Annotated in this window: 18 protein-coding genes; 12 read left to right on the top strand and 6 right to left on the bottom strand. The window is 76.7% G+C overall.

Annotated features, from left to right (window positions below):
- Nucleotides 1-115 precede the first annotated feature (115 nt).
- Nucleotides 116-841 carry a TetR/AcrR family transcriptional regulator gene (locus FS882_RS15580; protein WP_158374305.1) on the top strand — a complete coding sequence of 242 codons (726 nt, stop codon included), beginning with the start codon at nt 116-118 and terminating at the stop codon, nt 839-841.
- Between the two features lie 42 nt (nt 842-883).
- Nucleotides 884-1,108, top strand: coding sequence for a DUF3107 domain-containing protein (locus FS882_RS15575; RefSeq protein WP_158374302.1), 225 nt, complete (start codon nt 884-886; stop codon nt 1,106-1,108).
- Between the two features lie 136 nt (nt 1,109-1,244).
- On the opposite strand, the gene FS882_RS15570 is transcribed toward FS882_RS15575, so the two are convergent.
- The gene (locus FS882_RS15570) at nt 1,245-1,994 is read right to left on the bottom strand and encodes a ferritin-like fold-containing protein (protein ID WP_158374300.1); all 750 of its coding nucleotides are present in this window, start codon (nt 1,992-1,994) and stop codon (nt 1,245-1,247) included.
- 142 nt (nt 1,995-2,136) lie between these two features.
- On the opposite strand from FS882_RS15570, the gene FS882_RS15565 reads away from it, so the two are divergent.
- Both FS882_RS15565 and FS882_RS15560 read left to right on the top strand, forming a co-directional pair.
- Complete coding sequence (locus FS882_RS15565; protein ID WP_187365325.1) at nt 2,137-3,423, top strand: MFS transporter; 1,287 nt, start codon at nt 2,137-2,139, stop codon at nt 3,421-3,423.
- Nucleotides 3,424-3,751: 328 nt separating this feature from the next.
- The gene (locus FS882_RS15560; RefSeq protein ID WP_410053291.1) at nt 3,752-5,485 is read left to right on the top strand and encodes a DEAD/DEAH box helicase; all 1,734 of its coding nucleotides are present in this window, start codon (nt 3,752-3,754) and stop codon (nt 5,483-5,485) included.
- A gap of 200 nt (nt 5,486-5,685) precedes the next feature.
- Here the strand turns inward: FS882_RS15560 and FS882_RS15555 are convergent, their stop codons facing one another.
- From FS882_RS15555 to FS882_RS15545, 3 genes are all read right to left on the bottom strand, one after another.
- Nucleotides 5,686-6,567: an oxygenase MpaB family protein gene (locus FS882_RS15555; protein WP_158374295.1), complete on the bottom strand. Its 882-nt coding sequence runs from the start codon at nt 6,565-6,567 to the stop codon at nt 5,686-5,688.
- Between the two features lie 239 nt (nt 6,568-6,806).
- Nucleotides 6,807-7,430, bottom strand: coding sequence for a MarC family protein (locus FS882_RS15550; RefSeq protein WP_158374293.1), 624 nt, complete (start codon nt 7,428-7,430; stop codon nt 6,807-6,809).
- Nucleotides 7,427-8,269 (bottom strand): PHP domain-containing protein, encoded by an 843-nt coding sequence (locus tag FS882_RS15545; RefSeq protein ID WP_158374291.1) that lies wholly within the window; start codon nt 8,267-8,269, stop codon nt 7,427-7,429. The genes FS882_RS15550 and FS882_RS15545 overlap by 4 nt, the downstream gene beginning before the upstream one ends.
- Before the next feature lie 77 nt (nt 8,270-8,346).
- Here FS882_RS15545 and FS882_RS15540 point away from each other — a divergent pair, with 77 nt between their 5' ends.
- The gene (locus tag FS882_RS15540; RefSeq protein WP_158374289.1) at nt 8,347-9,915 is read left to right on the top strand and encodes an aminopeptidase P family protein; all 1,569 of its coding nucleotides are present in this window, start codon (nt 8,347-8,349) and stop codon (nt 9,913-9,915) included.
- A gap of 63 nt (nt 9,916-9,978) precedes the next feature.
- On the opposite strand, the gene FS882_RS15535 is transcribed toward FS882_RS15540, so the two are convergent.
- The gene (locus FS882_RS15535) at nt 9,979-10,731 is read right to left on the bottom strand and encodes a general stress protein (RefSeq protein WP_158374287.1); all 753 of its coding nucleotides are present in this window, start codon (nt 10,729-10,731) and stop codon (nt 9,979-9,981) included.
- Between the two features lie 172 nt (nt 10,732-10,903).
- Here FS882_RS15535 and FS882_RS15530 point away from each other — a divergent pair, with 172 nt between their 5' ends.
- From FS882_RS15530 to galK, 5 genes are all read left to right on the top strand, one after another.
- The gene (locus FS882_RS15530; RefSeq protein WP_158374285.1) at nt 10,904-12,235 is read left to right on the top strand and encodes a magnesium transporter MgtE N-terminal domain-containing protein; all 1,332 of its coding nucleotides are present in this window, start codon (nt 10,904-10,906) and stop codon (nt 12,233-12,235) included.
- Nucleotides 12,228-12,836, top strand: a complete 609-nt coding sequence (locus FS882_RS15525) for a DUF1003 domain-containing protein (RefSeq protein WP_158374283.1) — start codon at nt 12,228-12,230, stop codon at nt 12,834-12,836. The genes FS882_RS15530 and FS882_RS15525 overlap by 8 nt, the downstream gene beginning before the upstream one ends.
- A gap of 50 nt (nt 12,837-12,886) precedes the next feature.
- Nucleotides 12,887-14,062, top strand: coding sequence for an Mrp/NBP35 family ATP-binding protein (locus FS882_RS15520; protein ID WP_410053290.1), 1,176 nt, complete (start codon nt 12,887-12,889; stop codon nt 14,060-14,062).
- Nucleotides 14,063-14,185: 123 nt separating this feature from the next.
- Complete coding sequence (locus FS882_RS15515; RefSeq protein WP_158374279.1) at nt 14,186-15,004, top strand: DeoR/GlpR family DNA-binding transcription regulator; 819 nt, start codon at nt 14,186-14,188, stop codon at nt 15,002-15,004.
- 5 nt (nt 15,005-15,009) lie between these two features.
- Nucleotides 15,010-16,272 (top strand): galactokinase, encoded by a 1,263-nt coding sequence (gene galK / locus FS882_RS15510; protein ID WP_158374277.1) that lies wholly within the window; start codon nt 15,010-15,012, stop codon nt 16,270-16,272.
- A gap of 127 nt (nt 16,273-16,399) precedes the next feature.
- Here the strand turns inward: galK and FS882_RS15505 are convergent, their stop codons facing one another.
- Nucleotides 16,400-16,981: an ArsR/SmtB family transcription factor gene (locus tag FS882_RS15505; RefSeq protein WP_158374275.1), complete on the bottom strand. Its 582-nt coding sequence runs from the start codon at nt 16,979-16,981 to the stop codon at nt 16,400-16,402.
- Between the two features lie 56 nt (nt 16,982-17,037).
- Between FS882_RS15505 and FS882_RS15500 the strand changes: the two genes are divergently transcribed.
- Together FS882_RS15500 and FS882_RS15495 are read left to right on the top strand one after the other, a co-directional pair.
- A complete protein-coding gene (locus FS882_RS15500; RefSeq protein ID WP_158374273.1) occupies nt 17,038-18,351 on the top strand; it encodes an MFS transporter in 1,314 nt (437 codons plus the stop codon).
- 68 nt (nt 18,352-18,419) lie between these two features.
- Complete coding sequence (locus FS882_RS15495) at nt 18,420-19,634, top strand: hypothetical protein (protein WP_158374271.1); 1,215 nt, start codon at nt 18,420-18,422, stop codon at nt 19,632-19,634.
- The last annotated feature ends 72 nt before the right edge of the window (nt 19,635-19,706 follow it).

Raw genomic sequence — 19,706 nt, 5'->3', positions numbered from 1 at the left:
CGCCACCGACACCCGGGCCCGTCCGCCGGGCGCGTCGGCACCGCCCGCGCGACCCCCTCGCCCGCGCCCGCGGACACCCCGCTGAGCGCCCCCGGGCCGTGGCTATCATCGCCCGATGGACCAGCCCCCGACCGGCCGAGGACGCCCGGCGCGCATGCCCCGCGCGCTCCGCCGCGCGCAGGTCCTGGCGATCGCGCAGGAGCTGTTCACCTCCGAGGGCTTCCACCACGTCTCGATGGACGACATCGCCGACCGCGCCGAGGTCAGCAAGCCGGTGCTGTACAGGCACTTCCCGTCGAAGCTCGACCTCTACCTCACCGTCGTCGACGCGCGCGGGGACGAGCTGCTGTCCGCCGTCGACGCGGCGGCGGCGATGCACCCGCCCGGCGAGGTCCGCCCGCACGACGCCCGCGCCATCCTCACCGGGGTCGTGCGCGCGTACGTCGACTTCGTGGACGGCGCCGGGGAGTCCTCCGCCCTGCTGTTCGAGTCGGACGTCCGGCACGACCTCGAGGTCCGCGCCCGGGTCGAGCGGGCCACCGCGGCCATCACCCGCCGCCTGCAGTCGGTGCTCGCCGAGGTCGCGGGCGTCCCGCCGGAGACGGCGGCGCTGCTCGCGCCGTCCGTCGCCGCGATGGCCCAGGCGGCCGCGACCCGGCGGCTCCGCGCCCCGGACGGCAGCTCCGCGCGCGACACCGCCACGCTGGTCGCGCGGCTCGCGTGGGGCGGCGTCGCCGGCTTCGTCCCGGAGGGCGCCGAGCCCGGTCCCGGACCGCAGGACGTGTCCACCCAGGGCGAACGCGGGCCCCTCGACGGTCCGGCGGACGCCCGCCCGGCCTAGGATGACCGGGCAGCGACACCACGGACGAGGAGACGACGAAGCGTGGACATCACGATCGGTGTGCAGAACCTTCCCCGCGAGCTGGTGATCGAGTCGGACCAGACGGCCGACGAGGTCACCACCGCCGTCACCGAGGCCCTCAACGGCAAGCCGGTGCTCGAGCTGACCGACAACCGGGGCCGGCGGGTCATCGTGCCGTCCGCCTCGATCGGCTACGTCGAGATCGGCACGGAGTCGAAGGGCCGCGTCGGCTTCGGCGCGATCTGAGCCGCACCCGCAGACGCGACGACGCCCCGCACCGGTGATCCGGTGCGGGGCGTCGTCGTGCGGGGGGTGCCCGCCGGGCCGGCAGGGGCCGTGCCTCCGGCGGGCGCCGGGCCGTCCGGCGTCGGGCCGGCGGGCGTCAGGCCGTCAGGCCGAGGCGGGACATCCGACGGGTGTGCTCCGCCGTGAGCTCGCCGAACAGCTTCGCGGGGGCGGCGCCGTCGGCCTCGGCCGCGGCGGCGGGCGCCTCCGGTGCGGGCGCGGCGGCCGGCTCCTGGGACGCGGCGCGCGCCTCCGCCTCGCGGCGGGTGACCAGGCGGCCCAGGCCGGGGTGCGCGGACATCGCCTGCTGCACGACGCCGAGCGCCTCGCCGACCAGCCGGCGGCCCCACAGCGCGAGCCGGGACACCAGCACCTCGTCGTGCGCGCCGGCGGCCTCGAGCTCGCCGACGGCGAGGTTCGCGTGCGCGGCGTCGTCCAGCACCTCGAGCAGCAGCGCGCGCGACCGGTCGTCGACGGCGGACGCGGCGATGCGGCAGAAGTCGTCGGACACCCCGTCGGCGACGTAGGAGCGGAGCAGCCGCTCCCACCACGTGCTCGGCTGGGTGCGCGAGTCGAAGTCCTCGAGCAGCCGGGCGTAGGCGCCCAGGCAGCGCTCGGGCTCGCCGCCGAGCTCCACCACGCGGGCGAGCACCCGGTCCCGGCGGTCGACCGCGGCGGCGGCCAGCCGGCTGAGCTCGAGCTGCTGGGCGGTGCTGGGGGCGACGCGCGCGTCCTCGGCGAGCCGGTTGAACGCGACGTGCTGCAGGTGGGCGACCAGCCCGAGCAGCTCGACGGTGTCGGCGGCCTCAGGGGCCTGCTGCTGGGTGTCGTGAGCGACCTCGGTCATCCGCCCAGGGTAGCGCTGCCACCCCGGCCGGCTCTCGTCGGGCCCCTGAGCCGCGGGTAGGATGGGTGCAGCTGAGGGACACCGGACGCGACCTGGAGGCGGGGAGGCGCGTCGCCCGTCTCGTGCACCCGGAGGGTCCCTCGTGTCCGCCCTGAACGCCTACGCGCGCCTGTTCCGCCTGGCCGGCCCGGCCTACGTCGTCGTCGCCTTCCTCGGCCGCCTGCCCATGGCGATGGCCCAGCTCGGCACCCTGCTGCTCGTCTCCACCGCCACCGGCACGTACGGCCTCGGCGGGCTGGCCGCGGGGGCGCTCGCCGTCGCGAACGCCGTGGGCGCGCCGGTCGCCGGCGGGCTCGCCGACCGGTTCGGCCAGCGCCCCGTCGTGCTCGTCCAGTCGCTGGCGGGCGCGGCGTCGCTCGCCGCGCTGACCCTGCTGGCGCACGCCGGGGCGGGCGGGGCCGCGCTGGTGGCGGTCGCCGCGGTCACCGGCCTCGCCCTGCCGCAGGTCGGCCCGCTCGCCCGCGTGCGGTGGCGGCCGATCACCGCCGGCACGGGCCACGAGCAGCGCCGGCTGGTCGACGCGGCCTTCTCCTACGAGGGCGCCGTCGACGAGGCCTCGTTCGCGATCGGCCCGGCGCTGGTCGGCGTCGTCGCCGTGTGGCTGTCCCCCGCCGGCGCGCTGGTCACCGCCGCCGTGCTGCTCGCCGTGTTCGGCACCGCGTTCGCGCTGCACCCCACGGCGCGCCGCACCGCGACCGGGCCGCACGCGCGCCCGGCCGGCCGCCTGCTGACCCCGGCCTTCGCGGTGCTGGTCGTCGCCCAGGCCGCGGTCGGCGTGCTGTTCGGCGCCACCCAGACCGGCACCACCGTCCTCGCCACCCAGGCGGGCCAGCCGGGGCTGGCGGGCCTGATCCACGCGGTGCTCGGCGTCGGCAGCGCCGCGGCCGGCATCGGCACCGCCTTCATCCCGGCCCGGATCGGGCACGAGCGCCGGGTGCTGGTGGCCGCCTGCGCGCTGGTCGCGCTGTCCTGGCCGCTGCTGCTGGTCGACTCGCTGCCCGCGCTCACCGCCGCCGTCGCCGTGCTGGGCTTCGCGGTCGCGCCGTACATGATCGGCGTGTTCTCCCTCGGCGAGCGCGTCGTCCCCGCCGGGCGGACCGGCGCCGCGATGACGGCCCTCGCGTCGGCGACCGGCGTCGGCTACGCGCTCGGGTCGAGCATCGCCGGACGCCTGGCGGACGCCTCCGGGCACACCGCCGCGTTCGCGGTCACCGTGGCGACGACCGTGGTCGCGCTGCTGGTGGCGGCGACGCAGCAGCGGCGGCTGGCGGCCGCGGTGCGCGCCGCCGTGCCCGCCGCGGAGCCGGGCGGGGACGTCCCCGGCGACGCCGTCGCGGAGCCCGCGGCGCCCGCGGGCGTCGGCGGCTGACGCCACCGGCCCCGCCCACCTCCGGGCCGCCGAGCCGCCCCACCGCGTCGCCGGGCCGCCCCGCAGCCACGCCGGGCCGCCCCAACGCGCCGCCCGCGCCGCCGCCTCCCAACGGTGCGGGCGGCCCTGCGCGTATCATCGGGCGTGTTCATCGGTTGCCCGGTCGTCCCGACCACGGTGCGCCGAGCGAACCGCGGCGCCCCGGCGCCCGGCCCGCTCTCGCTGACTTGCACGATCGGCTGCCGGACCACCTGTGGCGATGCCCGTCGCGGACCCCCTCGCGGGGCGCGACGCGCCGCACGCCACCTTCACGAGTGAAGAGCAGTCCGTGACCTCGACCGACCCCAGCACCACCGACGCCCTCGCGCCCGAGGACGTCGCCGTGGAGACCATCGACACCCCGACCGCCGCCTCCGTGCAGGCCGCCGACGTGACCTTCGCGGACTTCGACGTCCGCCCGGAGATCGTCCAGGCGCTCGCCGACGCCGGCATCAGCACCCCGTTCCCCATCCAGGCGATGACCCTGCCCGTGGCGCTGTCCGGCCACGACATCATCGGCCAGGCCAAGACCGGCACCGGCAAGACGCTCGGCTTCGGCGTCCCGCTGCTGCACCGCGTCGTCGCCCCCGGCGAGGACGGCTTCGACACCCTGCCCGCCCCGGGCAAGCCGCAGGCGATCGTCATCGTCCCGACCCGCGAGCTCGCGGTGCAGGTCGCCGGCGACCTGGAGACCGCGTCGAAGCGGCGCTCCGTCCGCATCGCGCTGCTCTACGGCGGCCGCGCGTACGAGCCGCAGATCGAGATGCTGCAGCGCGGCGTCGAGGTCGTCGTCGGCACCCCGGGCCGCATGATCGACCTGATGAACCAGGGCCACCTGGACCTGTCCCGCATCAAGTGCGTCGTGCTGGACGAGGCCGACGAGATGCTCGACCTCGGCTTCCTGCCCGACGTCGAGAAGCTGCTGGCCCGCACCCCCGCCTCGCGGCACACCATGCTGTTCTCGGCCACCATGCCGGGCGCCGTCGTCGCGATGGCCCGCCGCTACATGACGCAGCCCACGCACATCCGCGCCAGCGAGCCGGACGACGCCGGCCAGACGGTCAAGAACATCAAGCAGGTCGTCTACCGCGCGCACGCGCTCGACAAGGTCGAGGTGCTGTCCCGCATCCTGCAGGCCGAGGGCCGCGGCCTGACCATCGTGTTCGCCCGCACCAAGCGCACCGCCGCGAAGGTCGCCGACGAGCTCGTCGAGCGCGGGTTCGCCGCCGGCGCCCTGCACGGCGACCTCGGCCAGGGCGCGCGCGAGCAGGCCCTGCGCGCGTTCCGCAACGGGAAGGTCGACGTCCTGGTCGCCACCGACGTCGCCGCCCGCGGCATCGACGTCGACGACGTCACCCACGTCATCAACTACCAGTGCCCCGAGGACGAGAAGACCTACCTGCACCGCACCGGCCGCACCGGCCGCGCGGGCAACAAGGGCACCGCGGTCACGTTCGTCGACTGGGACGACGTCCCGCGCTGGGGCCTGATCGACAAGGCCCTCGAGCTCGGCTTCCCGGAGCCGCAGGAGACGTACTCCTCGTCGCCGCACCTGTACACCGACCTCGGCATCCCCGAGGGCACCACCGGGCGCCTGCCGCGCTCCAAGCGGACCCGCGAGGGCCTGGACGCCGAGGTGCTCGAGGACCTGGGCGAAACCGGCAAGCGGCACTCGTCGGGCCGGGACTCCGGCTCGCGCGACGGGGGCCGCGGCGGCCGGGACTCCGGCGGGCACGGCGCTTCGCGCGACGGCGGCCGCGGGCGGTCCGAGGGCGGCACCCGGTCCGAGGGCGGCGAGGGTGGGCGCTCGCGCAGCCGCCGGCGCGGCGGCCCGGGCTCCGACGCCGGGGACGCGGTGGCCGCCGAGGGCTCGACCGGGCCCGCCGAGTCGACCACCGGCCCCGCCGAGGGCCGCGAGGACGGCGCCGCCCCGCGCCGTCGCCGCAACCGCCGGCGCACCCGCGGCGGCCGCCCGGGCGGCGAGGGCGGCGCGGCGGAGCAGACGGCCCCCGCGGAGGCCTGAGCCTCCCGCACGCACGACGACGAGGGCGCCCCGGCCACCCGGCCGGGGCGCCCTCGCACATCCCGGGTCGCTCCCGGGCGAGGTCGAGGGTCTCCCGCCGAGGTCGAGGGCTCCCGGCGAGGTCGAGGGGTTCTCCGGGGGTCTCAGCCGCAAGCACTCGACCTCGGCGCCCGCAGCGCGGCGCCCGCAGCGCGGCGGCGTCAGGCCGCGGCGTCCGCGGTCGGCGGGGCGGGGGTCGTCGCCAGGGCCCACCGGATCACGCGGGTGATCGCGCGGCCGCCGGCCGGCGCCAGCGTCGCGTCCAGCCACGGCACGTCGGGCAGTCCCAGCGGCGCCCGGGCGGCGCGGGGCAGTCCGGCGATCGCCGCGGCCGCCAGGACGCCGTACGGCAGCCGGACCGGCACGGGCAGCGGCGGGTCGGCGAGCAGGAACTCGGCCGCCTCGCGCGCCTGCGGCGTCCCGCGCAGCTCCGGCAGGTACGAGTCCAGCGCCGCGTGCAGCCCGGCCGCCGTCTCAGGCAGGTCCTCGGCCCCGAGCGCCCGCCCCACCCGCGCCGACTGCGCCACGTAGGCGTCGCAGCCCGCGGCGTCGAGCGCCCGCGCCCCGTAGCGCTGGTGCGCGGTCAGGAACGCGTGCGCCTCCGTGATGTGCACCCAGCGCAGCAGGTGCGGGTCGGAGGCGGCGTAGGGCTCTCCGTCATCCGTCACACCGGTGATCCGGTCGTGGATCGCCCGGACGGTCGCCACCGCCTGCGCCGCGTGCTCCGCGGTGCCGAACGTCGTGACGGCGAGGAACGTGCTGGTGCGCTGGAGCCGGCCCCACGGGTCGCCGCGGTACCCCGAGTGCGCCGCGACGGCCGCCATCGCCAGCGGGTGCCAGGACTGCAGCAGCAGCGCGGTCAGCCCGCCGACGAACATCGAGGCGTCGCCGTGCACCCGCCGGATCGCGTCGTCCGGGCCGAACCAGCGCGGGCCGGGCGTGCGGTGGATCCGGTCGCGCACCTGCGGGCCGCGCGGGCCGGCGACGCGGGCGAACAGCTCGTCGCCGAGCCGCCCACGCAGGGACGAGGTGGAGGTGCTCACGCGCCGATCCTCACCCCGCGGGCGCCGCTCGGCGACCCCGGCGGCGCCCCGCCGGACCCGCGCGCCCCGGCGGCCGGGCGCGCCCTCACCCGCACGCAGGCCGCCCCGCCCACGCGCAAGCCGCGCCGAGCGGGCAACCGACACGTCGAGCGAGTAGTCGGCGGATGCTCGCTCGACGCGTCGGTTGCACAGTCGGCGGAGCGGAGACGATCGCCGGGCGGCGCGGCGTCGCGCCGGCGCTACGCCGCCTTCACGAACGCCGTCACCGCGTCCGCCACCAGCTGCACCGCGATCGCCGCCAGCAGCAGGCCCGCGATCCGGGTCACCAGCGTCGTCCCCGAGTCGCCGAGCAGCCGGTGGATGAACCCCGCGAACCGCATCGCCAGGTACAGGCACACGTGCACCAGCACGATGCCGACCGCGATCGCCACCCAGTCGGCGACCGTCCCGTCGCTCTGCTGCACGAACACCATGACCGCGACGATCGCGCCCGGCCCGGCGAGCAGCGGCGTCCCGAGCGGCACCAGCGCCACGTTGACCTTGGAGTTCCCCGACGGCTGCGGCTCCTCGGACTTGCCCGTCAGCAGCTCCATCGCGACGAGGAGCAGCAGCAACCCGCCGGAGGCCTGGAGCGCGGGCAGCGAGATGTGCATGTACGACAGCAGGCTCTGCCCGAACACGGCGAACGCCAGCACGACGCCGAACGCCACGAAGATCGCCTGCCGCGCGGCCCGGTTGCGCTGCTGCCGGGTCATGGTGCCGGTGAGGCCGAGGAAGATCGGCACGGTCCCGGGCGGGTCCATGATGACGAACAGGGTGATGAAGACCTCGGAGAGGAGCCGCCAGTCGAGCACCGCGCTCATGCGCGCACCACCGCCGTGCGTCCCCGGCGCTCGATCTCGGCGAGCACCTCCGGCGCGGTCGTGTTCTCCCCGAGCACGTTGTCCTTCCCTGTTCCGTGGTAGTCGCTCGACCCGGTGACGAGCAGCCCGAGCCGGTCGGCGAGCGCGGCGAGCCGGGCGCGCTGCTCCGGCGTGTGGTCGCGGTGGTGCACCTCGAGCCCGGCGAGGCCCGCCTCGGCGAGCTCCTCGATCGCGGAGTCGGGCACCACCCGCCCCCGCCCGTCGGCGCCGGGGTGCGCGAACACCGGCACCCCGCCGGACGCGAGCACCGCCTCGACGGCCTCGGCCGCCTCCGGCGCGTAGTAGGGCACGTAGTACCGGCCGCGCGCGGACAGCAGGTCGGCGAACGCCGCGGTCCGGTCCGGGACGACGCCCAGTGCCACCAGCGCGTCGGCGATGTGCGGGCGGCCGACGACGGTGCCGGGCTGCTGCTGGGCGAGCACGTCGTCCCAGGTGATCGGCAGGTCCTGCGACAGCCGCTCCACGATCGCCCGGCCGCGGTGCAGCCGGGCGTCGCGGGTCTGCGCGACGAGGCCCGCGAGCGCCGGCGCGGCCGGGTCCTGCAGGTAGGACAGCAGGTGCACGCTGACGCCGCGCGACAGGGCGGACACCTCGGTGCCGGGGACCAGGGCGACGCCGAGCCGGCGGGCGGCGTCGGACGCCTCGGCCCAGCCGGCCGTCGTGTCGTGGTCGGTCAGCGCGACGACGTCGAGGCCGGCCGCGGCGGCCGAGGCGACCAGCTCCCCCGGGGTCTCGGTGCCGTCGGAGACCGACGAGTGGGTGTGGAGGTCGATGCGCACCGCGCAAGGCTACTCACCGGTAGGGGCCAGACCTGCGCGCAGGCCCTCGGGGCGGCCCGCGGTGCCAGACTGGGCCCATGGCCACCGACCCCACGCCCGAGACCCCCGCGCCCGCCCTGTCCGAGCCCGCCGAGGGCGAGCAGACCCTCGCGGACCGCGGCTCGAACCGCAGCCAGCGTCCCCAGTCCGCCGCGTTCCTCGACTGGGTGACCTCCGGCTGGGCCGACCGCCCGGCGAGCACCGCGGTGCCGGGCGCGGCCGCCCCGTTCACCGCCGCCCGCCGCGCGCGCCTGGCCGCCGCGTTCCCGGGCGAGCGCCTGGTGGTCCCGGCCGGTGCGTACAAGGTGCGGTCGAACGACACCGACTACCGGTTCCGTCCGCACTCCGCGTTCGCGCACCTCACGGGCCTCGGCGCCGAGCAGGAGCCGGACGCCGTCCTGGTGCTGCACCCGGCCGCCGACGGCGAGGGCGACGAGCTGCCCGGCGGCGGCCGGTCCACGCACCGCGCCGTGCTCTACCTGCGCCCGCTCGCGGGCCGGGACACCGAGGAGTTCTTCTCCGACGCCCGGTACGGCGAGTTCTGGGTCGGGCCGCGCCCGACGCTCGAGGACATGGCGACGGTCACCGGGATCACGACCGCGCACAGCGACGACCTGCGCGACGCCCTGGCCAAGGACGCGGGCGCCGACGGCGTGCGCGTGCTGGTGGTCCCGGGCGTGGACGAGGCCGTCGAGGCCGTCGTGGAGGAGATCCGCGCGACGGAGGACGCCGGGGAGCGCGACGCCGCGCTGGTCGAGGCGCTGTCGGAGCTCCGGCTGGTCAAGGACGAGCACGAGGTCGCCGAGCTGCGCAGCGCCGTCGCCGCGACCGCCGAGGGCTTCGCGGAGGTCGTCCGCCGGCTGCCCGAGGCCGTGGCGCACCGCCGCGGCGAGCGGGTCATCGAGGGGACGTTCCTGTCCCAGGCGCGCGTCGAGGGCAACTACGTCGGCTACGAGACGATCGCCGCCGCCGGGCCGCACGCCACCACGCTGCACTGGACGGACAACGACGGGCAGGTCCGCGCGGGCGAGCTCGTGCTGATCGACGCGGGCGTCGAGGTGGACTCGCTCTACACCGCGGACGTGACGCGGACGCTCCCGGTCGACGGCACGTTCACCGACGCGCAGCGCCGGGTCTACCAGGCCGTGCTGGACGCCGCGGACGCCGCGTTCGCGGTCGCCGTGCCGGGCAACCGGTTCCGCGACGTGCACGCCGCCGCGATGGAGGTCATCGCGGCCCGCCTCGACGAGTGGGGCATGCTGCCCGTCCCGGCCGCCGAGGCGCTGACCCCGGAGGGTCAGCAGCACCGCCGGTGGATGGTGCACGGCACGAGCCACCACCTCGGCCTGGACGTGCACGACTGCGCGCAGGCCCGCCGCGAGATGTACCTGGACGCGGTGATCGAGCCCGGCATGGTGTTCACCATCGAGCCCGGCCTGTACTTCCAGGTGGACGACCTGCGGGTCCCCGAGGAGCTGCGCGGCATCGGCGTGCGGATCGAGGACGACGTGCTGGTGACGGCCGACGGCAACGAGAACCTCTCGGCCGCGCTCCCCCGCCGTCCCGAGGACGTCGAGGCCTGGATGGCGGAGCTGCTCGCCCGCTGACCGGCGCGGGACGCACGACGGCCCGGGTCCCCCTCGCGCGAGGGGGACCCGGGCCGTCGGTCGTCAGTCCTGCTTCTCGGCGCCCGGCTGCCCGGGCTCCGTGGAGGCGGGCGGCTGCGGCGCCGGGGGCTGCGGCGCGAGCTGGCCGTACCGCGGCTCGGCGGGCGGCTGGGGCGCGAGCTGCCCGTACCGCGGCTGCGCCGGGGGCTGACCGGGGGCGACCGGCGGCTGGGGCGCGGCCGGCTGGCCCGGCGCCGCCTGCGGGTAGGCCGCCGAGGGGTCGGACGGGCGGGCGCCCATCGGGTGGGCGGGCGGCACCGGGGTGGCTGCGCCGACCCGCACGCCGCCGACCTCGCGCAGCATCTGCCGGGCGTCGTGCGCGCGCTCGGCCCGGCACAGCACCGCGTACTGGGCGGCGACGATCTGGCTCTGCGAGGTGAAGTCCCGCTTGCCGCGGCTGGTGGCGTAGACGAGCACCGCGAGCAGCAGGCCCGCCGCGCCGCCGAACAGCACGGCGGCGAGCAGGATGCCGGACGACCCGCCGGCCATGAGGAACAGCAGGCCGATGAACACGCCGAACCAGGCGCCGGACCCGAAGCCGCCCATCGCGACGCGGGCGTAGGTCAGGCGGCCGGTGACGCGCTCGACCATGCGCAGGTCGGTGCCGACGATCGTCACCATCTGGACCGGGAACTCGTGGTCGGAAAGGTGGTCGACGGCCTTCTGCGCCTCGAGGTACGTGCCGTAGGACGCGACCGTCTCACCCTGGGGCAGGGTGGGCGTCTGGGGGATGCGGGCACCGCCGGAGAACGACATGCGTCCATCCTCGCCCCCCGGAGGCCCCCGGCGCCAGGCGGCACGGGCGGTACGCAGGGGTTTCGTGGCCCGCGTCCAGCCTCCGGCCAGGGACGCGCCCGGCGCGCGGCCGCCGGCGGACCACCCGCGTCGCGGCGCGCTGCCCGGTGGCCCGGCGTCTACGCTGACCACCGTGAGCGGCACCGGGACCCGAGTCTTCGTCGCGCGCCTCGCCGGCACCAACGTCTTCGACCCCATCGGCGACCAGGTGGGACGGGTGCGCGACGTCGTCGTGCTGCTGCGCCCCAAGGGCGCGCCGCGCGCGGTCGGCCTGGTCGTCGAGGTGCCCGGCAAGCGCCGCGTGTTCCTGCCGCTGACCCGGGTGACCGCGGTCGACGCCGGCCAGGTCATCTCCACCGGCCTGGTCAACATGCGCCGGTTCGAGCAGCGCCCGTTCGAGACCCTGGTGGTCGGCGAGCTGTTCGACCGCGCCGTGCAGCTGGCGGACGGCTCCGGCGCGGCCACGGTCGAGGACGTCGCGATCGAGCGGCAGCGCAACGGCGACTGGCTGGTGGCGAAGGTGTTCGTGCGCAAGGACACCGGCCGCGGGGGCCTGCTGCGCCGCCGCGGAGTGCCGGAGCTGCTCGACATCGACGAGATCGCCGGGCTCGCCCGCACGGCCGCCGATGCGCAGGGCGCCGCGCTGCTGCTCCAGCAGTACGACGAGCTCAAGCCGGCCGACCTCGCCGACGTGCTGCACGACATGGGGTCGACCCGGCGGATGGAGGTCGCGGCCGCGCTGGACGACGAGCGGCTGGCCGACGTCCTGGAGGAGCTGCCCGAGGACGACCAGGTGGCGATCCTGTCGCACCTCGAGCGCACCCGCGCCGCCGACGTGCTCGAGGCCATGCAGCCCGACGACGCCGCCGACCTGCTCGGCGAGCTCCCCGACGAGCAGCAGGCCGAGCTGCTCGCGCTCATGGAGCCCGAGGAGGCCCGGGACGTCCGGCGGCTGCTGGCGTACGAGGACAACACCGCGGGCGGCCTGATGACCACCGAGCCCGTGGTGCTCGGACCCGAGACGCCGATCGCCGCGGCGCTGGCCCACGTGCGCCGCAAGGACCTCACGCCCGCCCTGGCGTCGATGGTGTTCGTCGTCCGGCCCCCGCTGGAGACGCCGACCGGCCGGTTCATCGGCGTCGTGCACCTGCAGCGCCTGCTGCGCGAGCCCCCGCACGAGGCGATCGGCGCCCTGGTCGACACCGACATCGACCCGGTGCCGGCCGACGCGCCGCTGCTCGCCGTGACCCGCCGGCTGGCGACCTACGACCTGCTCGCGATCCCCGTCGTCGACGACGAGCGCCGTCTGCTCGGCGCGGTCAGCGTCGACGACGTGCTCGACCACCTGCTGCCCGAGGACTGGCGCGAGACGGACGAGGAGGTGCAGCCCGTCCCGACGGGCGAGGTGCCCGCCGTGCGCGCCGCCCGCGGCGGCCCGACCCCGAGGGGAGGCCGCCGTGGCTGACCGTCTCGACACCCCGAAGACCGCGCGCCGCAGCCTCCTGCCCAAGCTCGAGGACGACGCGTTCGGCAAGGTCTCGGAGGGGATCGCCCGGTTCATGGGCACCCCGCGGTTCCTGCTCTGGCTGAGCCTGTTCTGCGCGGCCTGGCTGATCTGGAACTCCTGGGGACCGGAGACCCTGCGGTTCGACAAGGCCGCGAACGGGTTCACCGCGCTGACGCTGATGCTGTCGCTGCAGGCGTCGTACTCGGCACCGCTGATCCTGCTCGCGCAGAACCGGCAGACCGACCGCGACCGGGTGCAGGCCGAGCAGGACCGGCAGCGCGCCGAGCGGAACCTGGCGGACACCGAGTTCCTGGCCCGCGAGATGGCGGCGCTGCGCATCGCGCTGTCCGAGGTCGCCACCCGGGACTTCGTGCGGTCCGAGCTGCGCAACCTCCTCGAGGAGCTGGTCGAGGAGCGCGAGGCCGCCGAGGACGACGCCGCGGACGCGGCTCGCGACCCGGCCGCACGGGACCGGGTGGACCGCGGGCGCGCGGACCGGGCGCGCGACCGGGACCGCCGCGCCGCCGCCGAGGAGCGCGGGCGGACCCCCGCGGGCTGAGCACCCACCCGGGCCCCGGGCGGAGGGTGCGGTCCGCGGCCGCGCCTACGATGGACGACATGTCGCCCGCCCTGGACACCCGCGATCCCGAGGCCGTCGCCGCCGCCGTGCGGGAGGCCCTCTCCCGGGTGGTCGACCCGGAGATCCGCCGCCCGATCACGGACCTGGGCATGGTCCGGTCGGTCGACGTCGACACCACGCCTGCCGCGGGCGCGCTCGTCACGGTCGGCATCGACCTGACCACCGCGGGCTGCCCGCTGCGCGACACCATCACGAAGGACGTCACCGCGGCGGTGCAGGCCGTCGAGGGCGTCGCGGACGTGCGGATGGCGCTCGGCGTCATGAGCCCCGAGCAGCGGGCCGCGCTGACCGAGCGGCTGCGGGGCGGGGCCGAGCCCGTCATCCCGTTCAGCAAGCCGACCTCGCTGACGAAGGTGTTCGCGGTGGCGTCCGGCAAGGGCGGCGTGGGCAAGTCGTCGGTCACCGCCAACCTCGCGGTGGCGATGGCCGAGCAGGGCCTGCGGGTCGGCGTCGTGGACGCCGACATCTACGGGTTCTCCATCCCCCGGATGCTCGGCGTGACCCAGCCGCCGACCCGGGTCGACGAGATGCTGCTCCCGCCGATCGCGCACGAGGTCAAGGTCATCTCGATCGGCATGTTCGTCCCGCCGGGCCAGCCGGTCGTCTGGCGCGGGCCGATGCTGCACCGGGCGCTCCAGCAGTTCCTCGCGGACGTGTTCTGGGGCGACCTCGACGTGCTGCTGCTCGACCTGCCGCCCGGGACCGGCGACATCGCGATCTCCGTCGCTCAGCTGCTGCCGGGCTCCGAGCTGGTCGTCGTGACCACGCCGCAGCTCGCCGCGGCCGAGGTCGCCGAGCGGGCCGGGTCCATCGCGACCCAGACCCGGCAGGGCGTCGTCGGCGTGGTCGAGAACATGGCCTGGCTCGAGCAGCCCGACGGGTCGCGGCTGGAGCTGTTCGGCTCCGGCGGCGGCGCCCGCGTGGCCGAGGGGCTGTCCCGGTCGACCGGCGGCACGGTGCCGGTGCTCGGCCAGGTGCCGCTGGACATCCGGCTGCGCGAGGCCGGCGACGGCGGGACGCCCGTCGTGCTCACCGACCCGGACTCCCCCGCCGCCGTGGCGCTGCGCGGGGTGGCGGCGGCGCTGACCGCGCGGTCCCGGGGGCTCGCGGGGCGGTCGCTGGGGCTCACGCCCGTCGGGCGCTGACGCCGCGCGGCGTCCGACCCGGGTCGCCGAGGCGCACCCACCCCCGGTCGCACGCGCGCCAGACGCCGGCACTGCACGGCACGGCGTGTTGGTTCCTGTGCGGTCGTGGTGGATACTGTCGCGGTGCTCGCCAGCCAGCGTCAGGACCGCATCCTCGCGGAGGTGCGCACCCACGGGGCCGTCCGGGTCGCCGACCTGGTGGAGCAGCTGGACGTCTCGGAGATGACCGTCCGCCGCGACATCACCGAGCTCGACCGCGCCGGCCTGGTGCGCCGGGTGCACGGCGGCGCCGTCGCCGCGGACGGCGGGGCGGGACGCCCGACCGACGAGCCCGGCTTCGCGGAGAAGAGCACCTGGGCCACCGCCGAGAAGCGGGACATCGCGGCCCTGGCCGCCGCCACCCTCGAGCCCGGCCAGGCCGTCGCGCTGTCGGCCGGCTCCACCGTGCACCTGCTGGCGCAGCGGATCGCCGCCGACCCGGCCCTGCGCCCGCTGACCGTCGTCACGAACTCGCTGCCCGTCGCCCGGACCCTGCACGACGCCGCGGCCGCGCCCGGCGGCGCGGGGCTCGACGTGATCCTCACCGGCGGCAGCCGGACGCCGTCGGACGCGCTCGTCGGCCCCGTCGCCGACACCGCGCTCGCGACCCTCCGGGTCGACCGGCTGTTCCTCGGCGTGCACGGGCTCGACGAGTCCGGTCTGATGACACCGAACCTCGCCGAGGCCGCCACCGACCGCGCGCTGCTCCGCTGCGCCGCCGCCGTGACGGTTCTCGCGGACCACACGAAGTGGGGGGTGGTCGGGCTCGCCCGCATCGCACCCCTGGAGGAGGTGGACGTCGTCGTCACCGACGCCGGCCTCCCCGAGCCCGCCCGGGCGGTGCTGGCCGACGCCGGCTGCACCCTGCTCACCCCGACCGACCACCAGCCCGAGGAGCGATGACGCGCATGGAGCAGCAGCACGAGGACACCCCGGTGTGGGTCGGGGCCTGGGAGCCCGCCGCCGGGGCCGAGCGCGTGCGCGCGCTGTTCGCCGAGCGGTTCGGCGCCGAGCCGGACGGCACCTGGTCGGCGCCGGGCCGGGTCAACCTCATCGGCGAGCACACCGACTACAACGGCGGCCTCTGCCTGCCGTTCGCGCTCCCCCACCGCACGTACGTCGCCGTCCGCCGCACCGACGGCGACGCCGTGCGGCTGGTGTCGGCGCAGGAGAGCACCGGCGTCCGCGAGCTGGCGCTGCCCGAGGTCGCGCCCGGGACGGTCAGCGGCTGGCCCGCCTACGTCGTCGGGGTGGCCTGGGCGCTGCGGGAGGCGGGGCACGCGGTCGGCGGCTTCGACATCGCGGTCGACTCCTGCGTGCCCTACGGCGCGGGCCTGTCCTCGTCCGCGGCGCTCGAGTGCGCGGCCGCCGTCGCGCTCGACGCGCTGTTCGGGCTGGGGCTCGCCGGCTCCGCGGACCAGCCGGACGACGCCGGGCGCGCCGCGCTCGCCGACGCCTGCATCCGCGCCGAGAACGAGATCGCCGGCGCGAGCACGGGCGGCATGGACCAGGCGGTGTCCCTGCGGGCCCGCGCGGGCCACGCGCTGCTGCTCGACTGCCGCGACGGGTCGACCCGGCACGTGCCGTTCGACCTGGCGGCCCACGGCCTCGCGCTGCTGGTCATCGACACCAAGGCCGAGCACGCGCTCGTCGACGGGCAGTACGCCGCCCGCCGCGCCGCGTGCGAGGAGGCCGCCTCCCGCCTGGGCGTCGCGACGCTGCGCGAGATCGACCTCGACGGGCTCGGCGACGCGCTGGCCGCGCTGGCGCACGGCACCGGGCCGGTCGGCGAGGGCCGCGACGAGGTGGAGGTGCTGGTCCGCCGCGTCCGGCACGTCGTCACCGAGATCGCGCGGGTCGAGGAGTTCGTCGGCCTGCTCGACGACGGCCGGGTCGAGGAGGTCGGCGCCGCGATGGACGCCTCGCACGCCTCGCTGCGGGACGACTACGAGGTGTCCTGCCGGGAGCTCGACGTGGCGGTCGAGGCGGCCCGCGGGGCCGGCGCGCTCGGCGCGCGGATGACCGGCGGCGGCTTCGGCGGCTCGGCGATCGCCCTCGTGCGGGCCGACGAGGTGGACGACGTGGCGGCGGCCGTCGCGGCGGCGTTCGTGGCCGAGGGCCTGCACGCGCCGGCGTTCCTGACCGCGACCGCGAGCGCCCCGGCGGCCTGACCGCGGGGCGCCGGCGCGCCGTCCGCGCCGCCGAGGTTGCACAACCCGCGGGGTTCCGACGCCTCGAACCCCGCAGGTCCTGCACCCTCGGCGGCGCCTGCCCCGGCTGGGGAGAAGCCCGGCGGCATCAGGGGCGCGGGAGGCGGCCCGCGTCCTCGTGCAGGGCGAACAGCACCGAGTACGGCCGGCCGCCGGGGGTCGGGCGGCGCTCGGCCAGCTCCGTGAAGAACGCGTCCACCCGGGACATCAGCTCGTCGTGCTCCTCGCCGCTGAGCCGCACGCCCAGCCGCGTCATCCGCACCGAGTCCGGGTCCGCCTCCGCGACCTCCTCGACGAACGTGGACAGCATGAGCTGCCACTTGCCGGGGAAGTCGGGCGCGCGCCAGGACTTGCGGGTGGCCCGGTACGGCACCTCGCGGGAGCCGCGCGCGCCGCGGCGCACCGGGTCGGCGGCGAGGAAGCCCCGGTCGACCAGCGTGCGGACGTGGTGCAGCACCGTCGCGGGGTTCTTGCCCAGGCGGTCGGCGATCTCGCGGTTCGTCAGCGCGTCGTCGAGGCACATCCGCAGGATGCGCAGCCGCAGCGAGGAGGCGAGGGCGCGCGCGTCGGCGTCGAGCTCGGCGGGGTCGGTCCCCGCCTCCGGGTCGCTCCCGCCGTCCGGCGGCGGCGCCCACTGCGGGTCCGGGTCGCGGTGCGGGGTCGGGCTCATGCCGCGATCCTAGCAACTGATTGACTTTCCCCAATCAGTGGCGCCACGCTGGAGCCATGTCGACCCCCGCCCCCGCAGGACCACCGCTCGGGACCGCCGGCCCCGCGGAACCGGCCCCGCCCGCGAAGCGCCGCTCGCTCGCCCGGCACCCGGACTTCCGCCGGCTCTGGGTGGGCGACGCGTTCGGGCAGCTCGGCTTCCAGCTGACGAGCATCGCCCTGCCCGTGCTCGCGGTGCGCGACCTCGACGCGACGGAGTGGCAGATGGGCCTGCTCACCGCCGCCGAGACCGCCGCGTTCCTCGTCATCGGCCTGCCCACCGGCGCCTGGGTCGACCGGATGCGCAAGCGCCGGGTGCTCATCACGGCCGACCTGGTGCGCGCCGCGACGCTCGCGGTGGTCGTCGCGCTCGCCCTCACCGGCCACGCCTCGATGGCGGTGCTGTACGCGGGCGCCCTGGTGATGAGCGTCGCGACGGTGTTCTTCGACGTCGCGCACCAGTCGTACGTCCCGGGTCTGGTCGGGCTCGCGCACATCGGCGAGGGCAACGCCAAGCTGCAGGCGACCCAGTCGGTCGCGGGCGTCGCCGGCCCCGCGCTCGGCGGCGCGCTGCTCCGGGTGGTGGTCGCCCCCGTGCTGCTCGCGGTCAACGTGGCGACCTACCTGGTGTCCGCGCTGGCGCTGTCCCGGATCCGGAAGGTCGAGGAGCTGCCCCCGCGGGAGCACCGGCGCCCGCTCAAGGACGAGATCGCCGAGGGCCTCGGGTTCGTCGTCCGGCAGCCGCTGCTGCGCCGGATCGTCGCCTGCACCGCGATCGGCAACCTGTTCACCGCGGCCGGCTCGGCCGTGACGGTGATCTTCGCCCTGCGCACGCTCGGCCTCGACGAGGCCGCGTACGGGACCGTGCTGTCCGCGTCGGCGGTCGGCGGCCTGCTCGGCGCGGTCGCGTCGGACCGGCTGGTGCGCTGGTTCGGCGAGGGCCGGGTGATCCCGCTGTCCGCCCTCGCGTTCGCACCCGGGGCCGCGCTGACGCCGCTCGCCGCGGTGCTGCCGTTCCCGCCCCAGGTCACGCTGATCGCCGGCGGCGCGCTGTTCTTCTTCGCCGTCGTGGTCTACAACGTCGCCCAGGTGAGCTTCCGGCAGCGGGTGTGCCCGCCGCCGCTGCTGGGCCGGATGAACGCCTCGGTCCGGTTCATCGTGTGGGGCACGACGCCGATCGGCGGGCTGCTCGGCGGCTGGCTCGGGCACTCCTACGGCGCGACCCCCACGCTCTGGGTCGCCGCCGCCGGCTCGGTCCTGGCGGCCCTGCCGGTGCTGCTGTCGCCGCTGCTGCGGATGCGCGAGCTGCCGGGGGCGCCGGCACCAGAATGACGCGTTTTCGCACGTCAGGGTGACGCCCGGTTTGAGTTGCTTCGCGCATCTTGGGCAGAGTGGGGTCCGTGATCCGCCTGCTGCTGTCCGCCGTCATCGGGTTCTTCGTCGCCTCGGTCGCCCTGCGGGTCGCCGGCCTGGACGACGGGTGGGAGTGGGCGTTCGGCGTCTCGCTCGGGATCATGGTCCCGCTGATGGTGATCACCTCGATCGGCCGGTCGTTCGCCGGTTCGCGGTCCGCGCGGCCCCAGGACGTCGAGGCGGCGCTCCGCGAGAACCGGGTCAGCCTGGCGAAGGTCCTGGAGACCCGCGCCACCGGGACCTCGATCAACGACCAGCCGCTGTGCGAGATCCGGCTCGTCGTCGCGTCCCGCACCCGCCCCGCGTACACGACGACCACCCGGACCGTCGTCAACCTCGGACGGCTGCCCGGCCTCCAGCGCGGCGCCGTCGTGGTGGTCGCGCAGCTCGACGCCGAGCGGCCCGACGTCGCGCTGCTGGACCCGCCGCCCGCCGGCTGGCAGGAGATCGCCGACCGGGACACGCACGTCCGCGACCTGCCCGAGGCCCCGGTCTGGGAGGCGCCCCCGGCGCCGGGACGCGACGGGCGCGGCCTGCTCCGCATCCCGGCCGTGCTGTTCCTCGTCTTCGCGCTCGTCGGGTTCGGCGCCCGCGTGTGGCCGGTCCGGGACGCGGCGCTCGACCTCGTGCAGGGCACGCCCCTGGAGGAGGTCCGCGCCGAGGCCCAGGAGGTCGTCGAGACCGAGGCGCCCCCGGTGTACGACGTGTTCGTGGCGGCGCAGACGCGGCAGGTCGTGGACGACCTGGTGGCGGTCGCCGGCGGCACCCAGTTCACCGAGCTCGTGATGTACCGGGAGTACGTCGTCTCGGAGGCCCCCACCACGCCCGGCGCCCCGACCACGGACCAGTACAACTGGCGCGACGGGGAGGCCACCCGCGAGGGCGCCGCCACCATCCAGCCCGACCCCGCGGAGCTCCCGGACGAGCTGTTCGACGTCACCACCGTCGACTGGTCGCTCGTCGAGCCGCTCGTGGCGCAGCTGCCGGAGCTCACCGGCATCGCCGACCCGCAGGGGGCGGGGGTGCTCGTCCGGCGCGCGACCGACGTGAACGTCACCACCCCGGTGGAGTTCCACCTGTCCCTCAGCGACGACTACTACGACGCGTACCTCACCGCCGACGCGACCGGGGCGATCGTGTCCATGCACGGCGGGCACCCGGACTCCCCGTCGGCGGCCTGGGAGGCGGCGCACGGCGGGTGACCGCGCGCGCCCGGGCCGGGCGCGCCGGGCACCGCGCGCCGGGCACCGCGCCGGGGCACCGCCGCCCCGGGG

Source organism: Cellulosimicrobium cellulans (assembly GCF_007679345.1).
Classification (GTDB): Bacteria; Actinomycetota; Actinomycetes; order Actinomycetales; family Cellulomonadaceae; genus Cellulomonas; species Cellulomonas cellulans_A.
The sequence above is the reverse complement of the archived record's forward strand: the minus strand, read 5'-3'. Positions and strand labels throughout refer to the sequence as shown.

What these genes read in the sequence shown, in the direction of transcription:
- FS882_RS15570 (WP_158374300.1), bottom strand. Translation starts at nt 1,994, where the DNA reads ATGACCGAGGTCGCTCACGACACCCAGCAGCAGGCCCCTGAGGCCGCC.
- FS882_RS15505 (WP_158374275.1), bottom strand. Translation starts at nt 16,981, where the DNA reads ATGAGCCCGACCCCGCACCGCGACCCGGACCCGCAGTGGGCGCCGCCG.
- FS882_RS15540 (WP_158374289.1), top strand. Translation starts at nt 8,347, where the DNA reads ATGGCCACCGACCCCACGCCCGAGACCCCCGCGCCCGCCCTGTCCGAG.
- FS882_RS15580 (WP_158374305.1), top strand. Translation starts at nt 116, where the DNA reads ATGGACCAGCCCCCGACCGGCCGAGGACGCCCGGCGCGCATGCCCCGC.
- FS882_RS15500 (WP_158374273.1), top strand. Translation starts at nt 17,038, where the DNA reads ATGTCGACCCCCGCCCCCGCAGGACCACCGCTCGGGACCGCCGGCCCC.
- galK (WP_158374277.1), top strand. Translation starts at nt 15,010, where the DNA reads ATGGAGCAGCAGCACGAGGACACCCCGGTGTGGGTCGGGGCCTGGGAG.
- FS882_RS15535 (WP_158374287.1), bottom strand. Translation starts at nt 10,731, where the DNA reads ATGTCGTTCTCCGGCGGTGCCCGCATCCCCCAGACGCCCACCCTGCCC.
- FS882_RS15520 (WP_410053290.1), top strand. Translation starts at nt 12,887, where the DNA reads ATGGACGACATGTCGCCCGCCCTGGACACCCGCGATCCCGAGGCCGTC.
- FS882_RS15550 (WP_158374293.1), bottom strand. Translation starts at nt 7,430, where the DNA reads ATGAGCGCGGTGCTCGACTGGCGGCTCCTCTCCGAGGTCTTCATCACC.